At 63.9% G+C, this 14,116-nt stretch carries 14 protein-coding genes; 8 read left to right on the forward strand and 6 right to left on the reverse strand.

Translation table 11 applies throughout. From position 1 onward, the window contains the following. Positions 1-79 precede the first annotated feature (79 nt). From aztC to aztA, 3 genes are read right to left on the reverse strand one after another with little or no spacing between them, the layout of a single operon-like run. Complete coding sequence (aztC, locus tag IHE39_RS03580; protein WP_192565529.1) at positions 80-1,015, reverse strand: zinc ABC transporter substrate-binding protein AztC; 936 nt, start codon at positions 1,013-1,015, stop codon at positions 80-82. Between the two features lie 23 nt (positions 1,016-1,038). Further along, entirely contained in the window at positions 1,039-1,905 is an 867-nt protein-coding gene (aztB, locus tag IHE39_RS03585; RefSeq protein ID WP_192565530.1) for a zinc ABC transporter permease AztB, read from the reverse strand. An 8-nt stretch (positions 1,906-1,913) separates the two neighbouring features. Continuing rightward, positions 1,914-2,759, reverse strand: coding sequence for a zinc ABC transporter ATP-binding protein AztA (gene aztA, locus IHE39_RS03590; protein WP_192565531.1), 846 nt, complete (start codon positions 2,757-2,759; stop codon positions 1,914-1,916). A 209-nt stretch (positions 2,760-2,968) separates the two neighbouring features. Between aztA and IHE39_RS03595 the strand changes: the two genes are divergently transcribed. Next, positions 2,969-3,313, forward strand: coding sequence for a RidA family protein (locus tag IHE39_RS03595; RefSeq protein WP_055979001.1), 345 nt, complete (start codon positions 2,969-2,971; stop codon positions 3,311-3,313). A 94-nt stretch (positions 3,314-3,407) separates the two neighbouring features. On the opposite strand, the gene IHE39_RS03600 is transcribed toward IHE39_RS03595, so the two are convergent. The 3 genes from IHE39_RS03600 to IHE39_RS03610 all read right to left on the reverse strand — a co-directional run bounded on the left by IHE39_RS03600 (position 3,408) and on the right by IHE39_RS03610 (position 6,000). Next, the gene (locus IHE39_RS03600) at positions 3,408-3,743 is read right to left on the reverse strand and encodes a hypothetical protein (RefSeq protein ID WP_192565532.1); all 336 of its coding nucleotides are present in this window, start codon (positions 3,741-3,743) and stop codon (positions 3,408-3,410) included. A gap of 127 nt (positions 3,744-3,870) precedes the next feature. After that, positions 3,871-4,635, reverse strand: coding sequence for a histidine utilization transcriptional repressor HutC (gene hutC / locus IHE39_RS03605; RefSeq protein WP_343070055.1), 765 nt, complete (start codon positions 4,633-4,635; stop codon positions 3,871-3,873). Between the two features lie 12 nt (positions 4,636-4,647). Continuing rightward, complete coding sequence (locus IHE39_RS03610) at positions 4,648-6,000, reverse strand: formimidoylglutamate deiminase (RefSeq protein ID WP_192565533.1); 1,353 nt, start codon at positions 5,998-6,000, stop codon at positions 4,648-4,650. Between the two features lie 97 nt (positions 6,001-6,097). Here IHE39_RS03610 and hutI point away from each other — a divergent pair, with 97 nt between their 5' ends. From hutI to IHE39_RS03645, 7 genes are all read left to right on the forward strand, one after another. Continuing rightward, entirely contained in the window at positions 6,098-7,327 is a 1,230-nt protein-coding gene (hutI, locus tag IHE39_RS03615) for an imidazolonepropionase (RefSeq protein ID WP_184768738.1), read from the forward strand. Continuing rightward, positions 7,324-8,868, forward strand: a complete 1,545-nt coding sequence (gene hutH / locus IHE39_RS03620) for a histidine ammonia-lyase (protein ID WP_192565534.1) — start codon at positions 7,324-7,326, stop codon at positions 8,866-8,868. Before hutI ends, hutH begins: the two co-directional genes overlap by 4 nt. Then, a complete protein-coding gene (gene hutG, locus IHE39_RS03625; protein WP_192565535.1) occupies positions 8,865-9,692 on the forward strand; it encodes an N-formylglutamate deformylase in 828 nt (275 codons plus the stop codon). The genes hutH and hutG overlap by 4 nt, the downstream gene beginning before the upstream one ends. Before the next feature lie 11 nt (positions 9,693-9,703). Next, positions 9,704-11,377: a urocanate hydratase gene (gene hutU, locus IHE39_RS03630; protein ID WP_184768741.1), complete on the forward strand. Its 1,674-nt coding sequence runs from the start codon at positions 9,704-9,706 to the stop codon at positions 11,375-11,377. Between the two features lie 71 nt (positions 11,378-11,448). Next, a complete protein-coding gene (locus IHE39_RS03635; RefSeq protein WP_192565536.1) occupies positions 11,449-12,774 on the forward strand; it encodes a YjiH family protein in 1,326 nt (441 codons plus the stop codon). Further along, on the forward strand, positions 12,774-13,343 hold the full coding sequence (locus IHE39_RS03640) for a HutD/Ves family protein (protein WP_192565537.1): 570 nt from the start codon (positions 12,774-12,776) through the stop codon (positions 13,341-13,343). The genes IHE39_RS03635 and IHE39_RS03640 overlap by 1 nt, the downstream gene beginning before the upstream one ends. A gap of 114 nt (positions 13,344-13,457) precedes the next feature. Beyond that, the gene (locus IHE39_RS03645) at positions 13,458-14,030 is read left to right on the forward strand and encodes an NADPH-dependent FMN reductase (RefSeq protein WP_184768744.1); all 573 of its coding nucleotides are present in this window, start codon (positions 13,458-13,460) and stop codon (positions 14,028-14,030) included. Positions 14,031-14,116 lie beyond the last annotated feature (86 nt).

Consider the following 14,116-nt stretch of genomic DNA (forward strand, 5'->3'; position numbering starts at 1 on the left):
CCCCGCCTTCACGCAGGCTGGTTGATGGGTACAGATGGTTGGCGAGGGTGCCGAGGCAGCCCCCGTTGATGGCGTCTGGCTAGCTGCCGAGGATCGCGCCCTTGATGGTGGCGATGTTGGTTTTCATCATGTCGATGTAGGTCGCGGCCGGGCCATCGGCCTTGGACAGCGCGTCGGAATAGAGCGTGCCGCCGACCTTCACGCCGGTTTCAGCTGAGATCTGCTCGACGAGGCGCGGGTTGGTGATGTTTTCGACGAAGATCGCCGAAGCCTTGTCGCCACGAACCTGCGAGATCAGTGCTGCGACATCGGCAGCGGAGGCTTCAGCCTCGGTGGAAATGCCCTCGGGTGCCAGGAAGGTCAGGCCATAGGCGTTTTCGAAGTAGCCGAAGGCGTCGTGCGAGGTGATAACAGTGCGCTTCGCCTCAGGGATCGACGCTACCGCAGCCTTCACCTCGGCTTCAGCGGCGTCGAGTTTGGCGGTGTAGGCATCGGCATTGGTCTTGTAGGCGTCGCAGCCGGCGGTATCAGCAGCGCAGAAGGCGTCGGCGACGTTCTTCACGTAGATCCTGGCGTTGGCGATCGACTGGAAGGCGTGCGGGTCGAGGTCGCCGTGATGGTGGTGATCGCCACCTGCCTCGGCTGCATGTTCATGCTCTTCCTTCATCTTGATCGGTTCGACGCCCTTGGTTAGTTCGACGACCGATGCCTTGGTGGCGCTCGCCTCGACGAGGCGCTGCAGGAAACCTTCGAACTGCAGGCCGTTGACCAGCACGACGTCGGCTTTCGACATCTTCACCGCATCGGCAGGCGAGGGTTCGTAGACATGGGCATCGCCATCCGGGCCGACCAGCGTGGTCAGTTCGATGCGGTCTCCACCAACATTTTGGGCGAAATCGCCGATGATCGAGAAACTTGCCACGACCTTCAGCGGTTCGGCAGTAGCCGAAGTCGCATTCAAGGATGTTAATGTTATAACGCTCATCAGCGAGGCGAAGCCAATTGTCCTGAGCATATGTCTCTCCATGTTGAAGCGGATCAGGCGGTGCGGTGGCGGTGGCGGCGAAGCCGGGTGTTGAAGACGCCGCGGGTGCCAAAAAGGATGGACGCGAGGTAGATCGCGCCGGCCGACAGGATGATGGCCGGGCCCGAGGGCAGGGAGGCGTGATAGGATACCAGCAGCCCGGCAACGCATGAGATGGCGCCGAAGCTGAAGGCCAGCGCACACATTGGTTCGACGCGCGCGGTCCAGAAGCGCGCCGCCGCCGCCGGCAGCATCATCAGACCGACCGAAAGAAGCGTGCCGAGCGCCTGGAACCCACCGACGAGGTTGAGCACGACGAGGCCGAGGAAGATGAAGTGGACTGGCGTGCCGAGCCGACTGACCGAGCGCAGGAACAGCGGATCGAGGCATTCAGCGACCAGTGCGCGCCAGAAGATGGCGAGCGTAAGCAGCGTCAGGCCCGAAATCAGCGCGATCAGCGTCAGCGCGTCGTCGTTGAGCGCCAGAACGGTGCCGAACAGCACATGCATCAGGTCGACGCTCGAGCCGCGCAGCGACACGATCAGCACGCCAAGCGCCAGCGAGATCAGGTAGAACGCCGCCATCGAGGCGTCTTCGCGCTGAACTGTGAAGCGCGACACCGCACCTGCGCCGAGCGCCACGATGACGCCGGCGATCAGCCCGCCGATGGTCATCGGCACGATCTGCAGGCCATAAAGCAGGAAACCGGCGGCGGCACCGGGCAGGATGGCGTGTGCCATGGCATCACCAGTCAGGCTCATGCGACGAAGCATGAGGAAGACGCCGACCGGGCAAGCGCCCAGCGCCAGCATCAGCGAGCCGGCAAGCGCGCGCTGCATGAAGCCAAATTCGACGAAGGGAGCGATCAGGAAATCATACATGGCGAAATTCACGCTGCCCGGGGACCGGATTCGTGGTCTGGATGATCGTGGACTTCGCCGTGATCATGATGGTGATGCTCGTCATGCCCATGTGCGTGTGAATGCGCATGCGCGTGACCGTCGTCCGGCTCACACCAAGGCGCATCGTCGTGCCAGGCCTCATCGAAACGACGGGCCCTGAGCAGGTTTTCCGGCCGCAGCACTTCTCGGGTTTCGCCCCAGGCAACAGGCCTGCGGGCAAGCAGCAGTGTGTGGGGAAAGTGCGTACGCACCAGTTCGAGATCGTGGGCGACGACCATCACCGTGCGGTTTTCGCCGTGCCAGCGCTGGATCAGCTTGATCAGGTCGCCGACCGTCTTGGCGTCGACCGCATTGAACGGTTCGTCGAGTAGGATCAGGTCTGCGTCCTGCACCAGCACTCGGGCGAACAGGGCGCGCTGGAGCTGGCCGCCTGATAGCGTGTCGATGGCGCGCTTTTCGAAGCCTTCAAGGCCAACGGCCATCAGGGCTTTGGAGACGGACTCGCGGTCTTCCCTGGAATGGCGACCAAGCAGGCCGCGCCGGGGCCATAGTCCTAGCGAAACCAGATCGACGACGCGGGCGGGAAAGCTGCGATCGAGCTCTGACTGCTGCGGCAGGTAGGCGACGCGCTTGCCTGACGTGACCGTGCAAATTCCGGCCATCGGCTTCAGCACACCGACAATGCCCTTCATCAAAGTGGACTTGCCGGAGCCGTTGGCGCCAACGACTGCCGTTAGTGAACCGGACCTGATCGAACCGGTCAGGTGATGCACAGCCGGATGGCTGTTGTAGCCAAGTGTCAGGTCCTTGAATGTCAGGCAGGCGTCGGTCATCGGCTCGTCATGCTCTGCGGCTGCGAAGTCGTCATTGGATATGTGATGTTATTACATTAGTCAACGACGCCAGCGGCACTATCCGGTGGATTTGCGCGGCAAACCCGGTGAGCAAGGCGACTGGTCCATGGAATTCGACCATTGCGGCCTTGCGCCGAGGGGTCAGCAAAATCTAAGAAGGCGCCACCCCTAACGGAAGGAGACCACCCATGAGCGTTCGTCGTATCGATGTCGGCCCCCGCATGAGCCAGATCGTTATCCACAACAACACCGTCTACCTGGCTGGCCAGGTCGGCGCCCCAGGCGAAAGCGTTGCCGCGCAGACCAAGGCCATCCTGGCCGAGATCGACGCGCTGCTGGCCAAGGCCGGCACCGACAAGACCAAGATCCTGCAGGCGATCATCTGGCTCGACGACATGTCGACCTTCGCCGAGATGAACTCGGTCTGGGACGGCTGGGTGCCCCAGGGCAACACGCCGGCGCGCGCCACCGGCGAAGCCAAGCTGGCTGGTCCGGAATACAAAGTCGAGATCATCGTCACGGCCGCCGCATAAGCGATTATTGTCGGGCTTGATGCCAACAAATGAACGCCGCGCTTCCTAGGGAAGCGCGGCGTTTCTGTTTCCGGACCTGGGCGGCGTGGACAAACTAACGGTGTCTGGCGAACAGGTCCCGCTGAGCTTGGTTGACCGAGCCATCGTCCCAATCGATTTCGCGCTTCGACAGCGGCATATGGTTTCGCCGATGCTGATTGTCGTAGAACAAGGTGCCATGGATTCCGAGGGCATCGCGCTTCAGGACGGGGCGGCTCCAAAGCTGCGCCAAGACTGAGCCTGCGGTTTTCTTGCCAAGCCGCTCGATCAGGTCTTCGACCAACTCCATATCGCGTCCGGCCGGGAAGATGGCGGCAAACGCCTCCTCGGTTGCCTGGAACACGCTAAAGGTAGTGTTCTCAGCGCCGTCGATGATTTGGATGTTTTTCATGAGGTGCATTTAGACACGCGACATCAACGGCGACAATCGAACCTGATTGGCGTGAGCCCCGTTTTAGCGAGGTACGACTGAACTGCATCTTGCCGCTGCTGGATACTGCTCAAATTGTCAAAACCGCCTAGCTGTCTGACGGAGTGAAGCGGGCCACCACGGCGTGCGCGTTGGCCGGATAGGTGAATCGCACATGGGTGACAGGGCGCTCGGCGCTCCACGTCCGCCGTTCGATGATCAGGCACGGCGCGCCGCTGGCGAGGCCAAGGTCGGCGGCTGTCTCACTGTCGGCTGCCGCGGCACGAATGACGTGTTCGGCCGCACTCCATGGCACCTGTCCGATCAGCCACGGTCCGGGCGCCGACTTCAGGAATTCCTGGTCGGCCGCTTCAGGCACGGCGGCGAGACTGATCAGCCGATCCTCGACGCAGAACGGCCGGACACCGGCATAGTGCAGACACTGCAAAGCCAGAACCTGCCCCGCAACCGAAGGGCCAGGTCCGAGCCTTTCGCGGTCGACGGTTGTGGCTCGTCGTTTGGTCTGCGCCATCAATTCATAGCGATAGGGCAGGCCGAGTGCTTCGACTTCAATACGGATGTCGTGAATTTCAAGCACCGCTGCCTGAGATTGCGGCCGGCGCACGAAGCTGCCGGAGCGGCGGCGGCGCTCGATCAGCCCGGATTTGGCGAGCTGTGACAGCGCCTTGTTCACGGTCATGCGTGAACAGTCATATTCGGCGGTCAGCTCATGCTCGAACGGGATGCGGTAGCCGGGCTCCCACTCGCCGGAGACGATGCGGTCCCTGATGTCGTTGAGGATGCGCTGGTAGAGCGATGTCGATGCATCGACGCCGACCGGCTCTTCAACAACCTCCGCTATCGAATCGGGCACCAATCGCTCCTGTTACGCCGCAGTCAGCTCCATCATCACATTACGAAACCTGGCCGCAATAGCATCGCGGCGGAAATGTGCGCCGTCGGCCACGACTTTGCGGCCATTTGTCCAGACACAGTCGACTTTGCCGCCTCCAGCGAAGATCCAGGCGTCGAGGATGGCGTCTTCCGACTTGCCGGCAAGCGTCGGCTGGGCGGGGTCGAGCGAGACGAAATCGGCAGCCGAGCCCGTTGCAAGTCCTGCCGAACCTGCGCCAAGCGCCTGGGCGCCGCCGCCAAGCGCCGCATCGAACAGGGCGCGGCCTGTCGACTGGCCTGAGGTCGCGAGCACGTTGCGGGCGCGATGGGCGAGGCGCTGCGAATATTCGAGCATCCTGAGTTCGCCGTCGACGCCGATCTCGACATTCGAATCCGAGCCGACGCCATATTTGCCGCCATGCTCGACGAACAGCGGTGCTGCAAAGACGCCGTCGCCGAGATTGGCCTCGGTGATCGGGCACAGGCCAGCAACCGCGCCAGACCTGGCCATCGCGATCGTCTCTGCCTCGGTCATGTGGGTGGCGTGGATCAGGCACCAGCGCCTGTCGACATCGGCGTGGCGCAGCAGCCACTCGACCGGCCGAGCGCCGGACCAGACGACGCAGTCTTCGACTTCCTTGACCTGTTCGGCGATGTGGATGTGGATCGGGCCCGTGGTCAGGGCGGTGACAATGGCCAGTTCGTCAGGCGTTGCGGCGCGCAGGCTGTGCGGCGCAAGGCCAAGAACCGCGCCGTCGATGCCCTTCAGCGCTTCGTCGCACTTCTCAAAAAGCTGTGCGAAGCGATTCGTATCGTTGATGAATCGACGCTGGCCGTCATTGGCAGGTGCGCCGCCAAAGCCGGAATGGGCGTAGAACACCGGCAGCAATGTCAGCCCGATGCCGGTGTCGACGGAGGCCGCGGCGATGCGTTCGGCCATCTCGGCGATGTTGGCATAGGGGCTGCCGTCTCGGTCGTGATGGAGATAGTGGAACTCGCCGACGCGGGAAAAACCCGCCTCCAGCATTTCGACATAGAGCTGTGCGGCAACCGCCTCGACCTGTTCGGGCGTCATGTTGAGCGCGAAGCGGTACATCACCTCGCGCCAGGACCAGAAGCTGTCGGACGAGGGCCCGCGGATTTCGGCGAGGCCGGCCATGCCGCGCTGGAAGGCGTGGCTGTGCAGATTGGGCATGCCGGGCAGGACGATCGCGTGGCGCTCGTCGCCTGGCTGTGCTGCCGTGCCTGTTTCCACCGTGTCGATGCGGCCCCCGGCCAGTGTCATCCGCACGTTGCGTTGCCAGCCGTCGGCCAGAAGCGCCTGTTCCGCAAAGATCGTCGCCACCAGAATCTCCTCACCTCTTTCGTGTCGCACGATAGCACTTGCATCGCGTTCCTGATATGTATATACATAATCGCGGTTGGAGGAAACGAAAAACATCATGGCTGGCGAGCAATCGGCGACATCGGCAAGAATCTGGCGCAATGCGCGGCTGGCGACGCTGGCTGAAGCTGCGGCCGATCTCGGCGTTGTCGAAAATGGCGCGATTGCTGCCCGTGACGGCCGCATCGTTTTCGCCGGAGCTGAGGCTGATATGCCTCGGGCTCTGCGCGACGGCGCCGAGATCATCGATTGCCATGGTCGCTGGATCACGCCGGGCCTGATCGACTGCCACACCCACCTCGTTCACGCAGGCAATCGTGCCAACGAGTTCGAGATGCGGCTTGCGGGCGCGACATATGAAGAAGTGGCGCGGGCAGGGGGCGGCATCGTCTCCTCGGTCAAGGCGCTACGCAGCGCTTCCGAAGCCGATCTAGTCGCCCAGACCTTGCCGCGCCTCGACGCCCTGATGGCTGAAGGTGTGACTACGGTCGAGATCAAGTCGGGTTACGGCCTCGACTTGGAGAATGAAGCAAAATCGTTGCGCGCGGCTAGGAAACTTGCCGAGTTGCGGCAGGTGACAGTGCGCACGACATTCCTCGGCGCCCATGCCCTGCCGGCGGAAGCCAATGGCGACAAGGACGCCTATATCGGCCTCGTTGCCGGCCCGATGCTCGACAAAATCGCGGCCGAAGGCCTCGCCGACGCCGTCGATGGCTTCTGCGAAGGCATCGCCTTTTCGCCAGAGCAGATGGCGCGTGTCTTTGACGCCGCGACGGCAAAAGGGCTTCCGGTCAAGCTGCACGCCGACCAACTGTCCAATCTCGGCGGTGCGGCCCTTGCCGCAAGCTATGGCGCGTTGTCGGCCGACCATCTCGAATACACCGACGAAGCGGGTGCCGCCGCCATGGCGAAAGCAGGCACGGTCGCCGTCATCCTGCCCGGCGCTTTCTACTTCATCAGAGAGACCAAAAAGCCGCCGGTCGGGCTGTTCCGCCAGCACGGCGTGAAAATGGCTGTCGCTACCGACAACAATCCTGGCACGTCGCCGCTGACGTCGCTGCTTCTGACCATGAACATGGCGGCGACCCTGTTTGCCATGACAGTCGAGGAATGCATCGCCGGTGTGACCCGCGAGGCAGCCCGCGCGCTCGGCCTTCAGGCCGAAACTGGCACGCTTGAAGCAGGAAAATGGGCCGACCTTGCCATCTGGGACATCGAAAGCCCGGCCGAACTTGTCTATCGCATGGGGTTCAACCCGCTCCATGCCCGTATCTGGAGAGGGAAATGACCACGCTTGTATTGAACCCCGGCAATGCCACGCTTGCCGACTGGCGCGCCATCTATCGCGGCGCCGTTCCCGAGCTCGATCCGGCCTGCCGCCCCAAAATCAAGGCCAGCGCCGAGACAGTGGCGCGGATCGTCGCCAAGGGCGAGCCGGTCTACGGCATCAATACAGGCTTCGGCAAGCTCGCCAGCGTCCGCATCCCGGCGGCCGATCTCGAAACCCTGCAGCGCAACATCGTGCTCAGCCACGCCGCCGGCGTTGGCGAGGCCATGCCCGTCGCGGTAACGCGCCTGATGATGGCTTTGAAGCTCGCCAGCCTGGCCCAGGGCGCGTCGGGCGTCCGGCCCGGGACCATCGATCTGTTGCAGCAAATGCTTGCCAGGGATGTCATCCCGGTCGTTCCGGCGCAGGGTTCAGTCGGCGCCTCGGGCGATCTGGCACCGCTTTCGCACATGACGGCAACGATGATCGGTGTCGGCGACTGTCACACCCCGCATGGAATCGTTCCGGCCAAGGTCGCCTTCGTCACACACGGCCTTGAGCAGATCACGCTCGGCGCCAAGGAAGGCCTGGCGCTGCTCAACGGCACCCAATTCTCGACCGCCTATGCGCTGGCCGCATTGTTTGAAGCGGAAAACCTCTACCAGTCGGCGCTGGTGACCGGTGCGCTGTCGACGGATGCGGCCAAGGGCTCGGATGCGCCGTTCGACCCGCGCATTCATGTCTTGCGCAAGCACCGCGGCCAGATCGAGACCGCCGACACGCTGCGCAACCTGATGGCGGGCAGCGCCATCCGCGAAAGCCACCGCGTAGGCGACGAGCGTGTGCAGGATCCTTACTGCCTGCGCTGCCAGCCGCAGGTGATGGGCGCTGCCCTGACCTTGCTGCGACAGGCTGCCGACACGCTCGGCACCGAAGCGAACGGTGTCACCGACAACCCGCTGATCTTCACCGAAGACGACACTGCGCTGTCAGGCGGCAATTTCCACGCCGAACCGGTGGCCTTCGCCGCCGACATGATCGCTTTGGCGGTCTGCGAGATCGGCTCGCTGTCCGAGCGCCGCATCGCCATGCTGGTCGACCCGGCTCTGTCGGGCATGCCTGCCTTCCTCACGCCGAAGCCGGGTCTCAACTCCGGCTTCATGATCCCGCAGGTCACCGCTGCTGCCCTTGTTTCCGAAAACAAGCAGAAGGCTTATCCGGCCAGCGTCGACTCGATCCCGACTTCCGCCAATCAGGAAGATCACGTCTCGATGGCCGCCCACGGCGCACGCCGGCTGCTGGGCATGATCGAAAACGCCAATGGCGTGCTCGGCATCGAACTGCTTGCCGCCGCCCAAGGCTGCGACTTCCATGCGCCGCTGGCGTCGAGCGCTGCACTCGAGGCTGTGCGCAAGCTGGTCCGCGCCCAGGTGCCACATCTCGACGATGACCGCCATTTCCATCCCGACATGGAAAAGGCCATCGCGCTGGTTCGCACCGGGGCGGTCGTCGATGCAATCGCCGGCGTTGGCCTACCTGAGATCTCGGGTGGCGAGAGATGAGCGGCACTTCTTGGTTGACGATCCAGCGGGGCGACGCTCCGCTGCTCGTCAGCATTCCCCACACCGGAACGGATTTGGCCGGGCTCGACGATATCTTCGTCTCGCCCTGGCTGGCCCGGCGCGACACCGACTGGTGGATCGAGCAGCTCTACGATTTTGCCGCCGGCCTCGGGGCAACGGTGGTGCGCACGACGGTTTCGCGCTCGATCATCGACGTCAACCGCGATCCCTCGGGCGCCTCGCTCTATCCCGGCCAGGCGACGACCGAACTCTGCCCGACCACGACCTTCGACGGCGAGGCGCTGTACCGGGAAGGGCTCGAGCCGGACGAGGCCGAAGTCGCAAGGCGTCGCGAGAGCTACTATGATCCCTATCACGCCGCGCTGGAAGGCGAGATCGTTCGTCTCAGGACCCTGCACCCCGAGATCGTTCTCTACGACTGCCACTCGATCCGCTCGGTCATTCCCCGCCTGTTCGACGGCAAGCTGCCGCTGTTCAACCTCGGCACCAATTCCGGCAAGAGCGCCGATCCCGTCTTGCAGGAGCAGGTCGCCGCACTGATGGCTGCGAGCGGCAGGCCGTGGGTGGTCAATGGCCGCTTCAAGGGCGGCTGGATCACCCGCCGGCACGGCCAGCCGGGTCAGGGCGTCCATGCCTTGCAGATGGAGCTGTCCTGCCGCGGCTACATGCTGGAGCCGGAAGGCAAGGTCGAGCCGGCCAACTGGCCGACCCGCTACGACCCGGAATTCGCCGCGCCGATGCGCGCGACGCTCACCAAGATCCTCGAAACCGCGCTCGCCTGGGCGGGCAGCCGACACTCCTAGGAGGTTTTCGCATGACCCAACATTCCCGCATCGACAATGCCCGCGTCATCCGCGCCGCCACCGGCACCGAGCTCACCGCCAAGAGCTGGCTCACCGAAGCGCCGCTGCGCATGCTGATGAACAACCTCGACCCGATGGTCGCGGAAAAGCCGGGCGAGCTCGTCGTCTATGGCGGCATCGGCCGTGCCGCCCGCGACTGGGACAGCTACGACCGCATCGTTGCCGCCCTGCGCAAGCTCGAAGGCGACGAGACGCTGCTGATCCAGTCGGGCAAGCCGGTCGGCGTGTTCCGCACCCACAAGGATGCGCCGCGCGTGCTGCTCGCCAACTCCAACCTGGTGCCGCACTGGGCCAACTGGGACCACTTCAACGCCCTCGATAAGAAGGGCCTGATGATGTACGGCCAGATGACCGCCGGCTCGTGGATCTATATCGGCAGCCAGGGCATCGTTCAGGGCACCTACGAGACCTTCGTCGAGATGGGCCGCCAGCATTTCGGCGGCGACCTCGGCGGCCGCTGGATCCTGACCGCCGGCCTCGGCGGCATGGGCGGCGCCCAGCCGCTGGCTGCGACCATGGCCGGTGCCGCGTGCCTTGCCATCGAATGCCAGGCGAGCCGCATCGAAATGCGCCTCAAGACCGGTTATGTCGACGTCCAGGCCAAGGATCTGGACGATGCGCTCGCCATCATCGACAGCGCCTGCAAGGAAAGGAAGGCGATTTCGGTCGCACTTCTCGGCAACGCCGCCGAGATCCTGCCCGAACTCGTCAAGCGCGGCGTCAAGCCGGACGCGGTGACCGACCAGACGTCGGCGCACGACCCTGTCAACGGCTACCTGCCGATCGGCTGGACCGTTGCCGAATGGGAAGACAAGCGCGAGCGCGACCCCAAGGCGGTCGAAAAGGCAGCCCGCGCCTCGATGGCCGTGCACGTCAGGGCGATGCTCGACTTCCACAAGATGGGCATTCCGACCGTCGACTACGGCAACAACATCCGCCAGGTCGCCAAGGAAGAGGGTGTCGAGAACGCCTTCGACTTCCCCGGCTTCGTGCCGGCCTATATCCGTCCGCTGTTCTGCCGCGGCATCGGACCGTTCCGCTGGGCAGCCCTTTCGGGCGATCCCGAGGACATCTACAAGACCGACGCCAAGGTGAAGGAACTGCTGCCCGACAACAAGCACCTGCACAACTGGCTCGACATGGCCGCCAAGCGCATCCATTTCCAGGGCCTGCCGGCGCGCATCTGCTGGGTCGGCCTCGGCGACCGCCACCGCCTCGGCCTCGCCTTCAACGAGATGGTCGCCAAGGGCGAGCTCAAGGCGCCCGTCGTCATCGGCCGCGATCACCTCGACTCCGGCTCGGTCGCGTCGCCGAACCGTGAGACCGAGGCGATGAAGGACGGCTCGGACGCGGTCTCCGACTGGCCGCTGCTGAACGCGCTGCTCAACACCGCCTCAGGCGCCACCTGGGTGTCGCTGCACCATGGCGGTGGCGTCGGCATGGGCTTCTCGCAGCATTCGGGCGTCGTCATCTGCGCCGACGGCACCGAGGATGCCGCCCGCCGGCTGGAGCGCGTGTTGTGGAACGACCCGGCGACGGGTGTCATGCGCCATGCCGATGCCGGCTACGACATCGCGCTCGACTGCGCCAGGGACAAGGGCCTCAACCTGCCCGGCATCCTTTGAAACTGATCGACCTTGCGAGGCGGCACCCCGTGTCACTCGCTTCTTGTTGGCTTACTGGGAGGAGGACCCTCATGACCGATATCACCAGCCATGAAGGCGGATCGCGGGCCGGCGCCGGCCTGAAACTTGTGCTTTTCAGCCTCATTGGCATCATCTTCTTTTTCGTACCGGTCACGATCGGCACTAAATCCACCATCCTCCTTGATCATGCTGCGACCGCGCTGGCAGTCCAGTTGCGCCCCGTGGCGGTTGCCTTCGTCTGTCTGCTGATCGCCTATGGCGCCATCGGCCCGTTCGTCCGCGGTTCCTGGAACAGGAACGTCACCGAAGCGATCTTTTCGGCCCTGCGTGTCCTCGGGCTCGGGCTCTCGGTCATGTATCTCACCGGGGTCGGGCCGGAGACTTTCTTTGCCCCCGACATGTTGCCCTTCCTGTTCGACAAGCTGGTGCTCTCGGTCGGGCTGATCGTGCCGATCGGCGCTTTGGCGCTCGCTTTCCTCGTCGGCTACGGCCTGCTGGAGTTCACCGGCGTGCTTGTGCAACCGGTCATGCGCCCGGTCTGGCGGACGCCGGGCTGGTCGGCCATCGATGCGGTTGCGTCCTTTGTCGGCAGCTATTCGCTGGCGCTGCTGATCACCGACCGTGTCTTCAAGGAAGGCAAATACACCGTCCGCGAGGCGGTGATCATCGCCACCGGCTTCTCGACCGTTTCGGCAACCTTCATGATCATCGTCGCCAAGACCCTCGGCCTGATGGGCAGCTGGAACCTCTACTTCTGGACCACCTTCGTCGTGACGTTCGTCGTTTCGGCAATCACCGCCCGGATCTGGCCGATCACCGGCAAGGATCATCCCGCTGACCGCGACCAGCCGCTACCGGCCGGAAAGTCCCGCATCCAGACGGCGATCGATGTCGGTCTCGACCAGGCCCAGGCGGCTCCGCCGCTGCACGCGCTGCTGCGCGACACCTTCGTCGACGGCCTGCGCATGGCATCGATTATCCTTCCCAGCATCATGGCGGTCGGGCTTCTCGGCCTGCTGGCGGCCAAATACACGCCGATCTTCGACATACTCGGTCTGGCGCTGTATCCCTTCACCTGGCTTGCGCAGTTTAACGATCCGATGCTTGCCGCAAAGTCGATGGCCGCCGGTCTGGCGGAAATGTTCCTGCCGGCGATCCTGCTGAAGGAAGCCGATCTCGGGCTGAGGTTCGTTGCCGCGGTCGTGTCGGTCAGCCAGGTGCTGTTTTTGTCGGCATCGATACCGTGCGTGCTGGCAACGTCCATCCCTCTGTCCTTCCGGGACCTGATCGTCATCTGGTATATCCGCACCGCTCTCAGCATCCTGGTCACCGCTCCGATCGCCTGGCTGGCGATCAGCATGGGCTGGCTGGCGTAATGGCAGCGCGCATCATCCGTCACGCCGACTGCCGCCCCATGCCGTGGAAGAACGGCGGCGGCGTGACGACCGAAATCCTGGCCTGGCCACCCGCGGCCGGGCTCGACGCCTTCGACTGGCGCATCTCCATGGCGCAGGTGGCCAGCGGCGGGCCGTTTTCGGTCTTTGCCGGCATCGACCGGACGCTGACGGTTCTCGCCGGCACAATGCGGCTGACAGCAGGCGACGCCGCGCCGGTGGCACTTTCTCCGCAATCGCAGCCTTATGCTTTCCCCGGCGATGTCGGCACCGAGGCAGCGCTCATCGACGGGCCGGTCCTCGACTTCAACGTCATGACCCGGCGCGGCCGCATCAGCCATGCGGTCGAACGGCTGGCATTTTCGAAGCCGACCGAAATTGCCCAGGGAGAGGGGATCAGCCTGGTCTTCGTCGCCTCCGGCTCGGCGCGCATCGGCGGTCAACCGGTGGCCGCATTCGACACGCTCTACCAGGAAGACGGCACGGCTACGTTGAAGATCGAACCGACTGAGCCTCTGTCGCTGTTGCTGGTCTCCATTCGCCTGATATAACAGGGCAATCTCCAATTTCGTCGTGACATCCGTCTGGAACTGGCAAACTATCCATTGGGGGATGGGTAGGTCAGGCCGGCGATCGATATCGCCAGGCGAAGTGGAGGATGTGCCATGGACACCTACAAGGTTGGCTATTTCATCGGCAGCCTTGCCGCAGGGTCGATCAACCGCAAGCTCGCCAAGGCGCTGGTCAGGCTCGCGCCCAGGCATCTCGAAATGGAAGAGATCTCGTTTCGCGACCTGCCGCTCTATAGCTATGACTACGACGCCGACTTCCCTCCGCCTGCGCGTGCCTTCAAGAAGGCACTTGCCGGCGTCGATGCCGTGCTGTTCGTAACGCCCGAATACAACCGTTCCATTCCCGGCGGCCTGAAGAACGCCATCGACTGGGCGAGCCGGCCTTACGGGACTAATTCCTTCACTCGAAAGCCCTCCGCCGTCATCGGCACCTCGCCAGGCGCGATCGGCACGGCGGTGGCCCAGCAAAGCCTGCGCAGCGTGCTGAGTTTCTGCAACTCGCCGCAGATGAACGCACCCGAAGCCTACATCCAGTTCAAGCCGGGGCTGATCACCGACGACGGCGAGGTGACCAACGAGGGCACCGCCGATTTCCTCAAGAACTACATGGCCGAATTCCATGCCTTTGTGGTCAGGGTCTATACTGTGTTGCCACGAGGCGGGTGAGCCGCTCGGAGCCGTTCTGGTCGCTGCAGGGTTCGGAATTTAGAAGCGAAAACCCCTGTACAACGATGGTTGGCGCGCACCGCCTG

The organism is Aminobacter carboxidus, from assembly GCF_014863355.1.
Taxonomy (GTDB): domain Bacteria; phylum Pseudomonadota; class Alphaproteobacteria; order Rhizobiales; family Rhizobiaceae; genus Aminobacter; species Aminobacter carboxidus.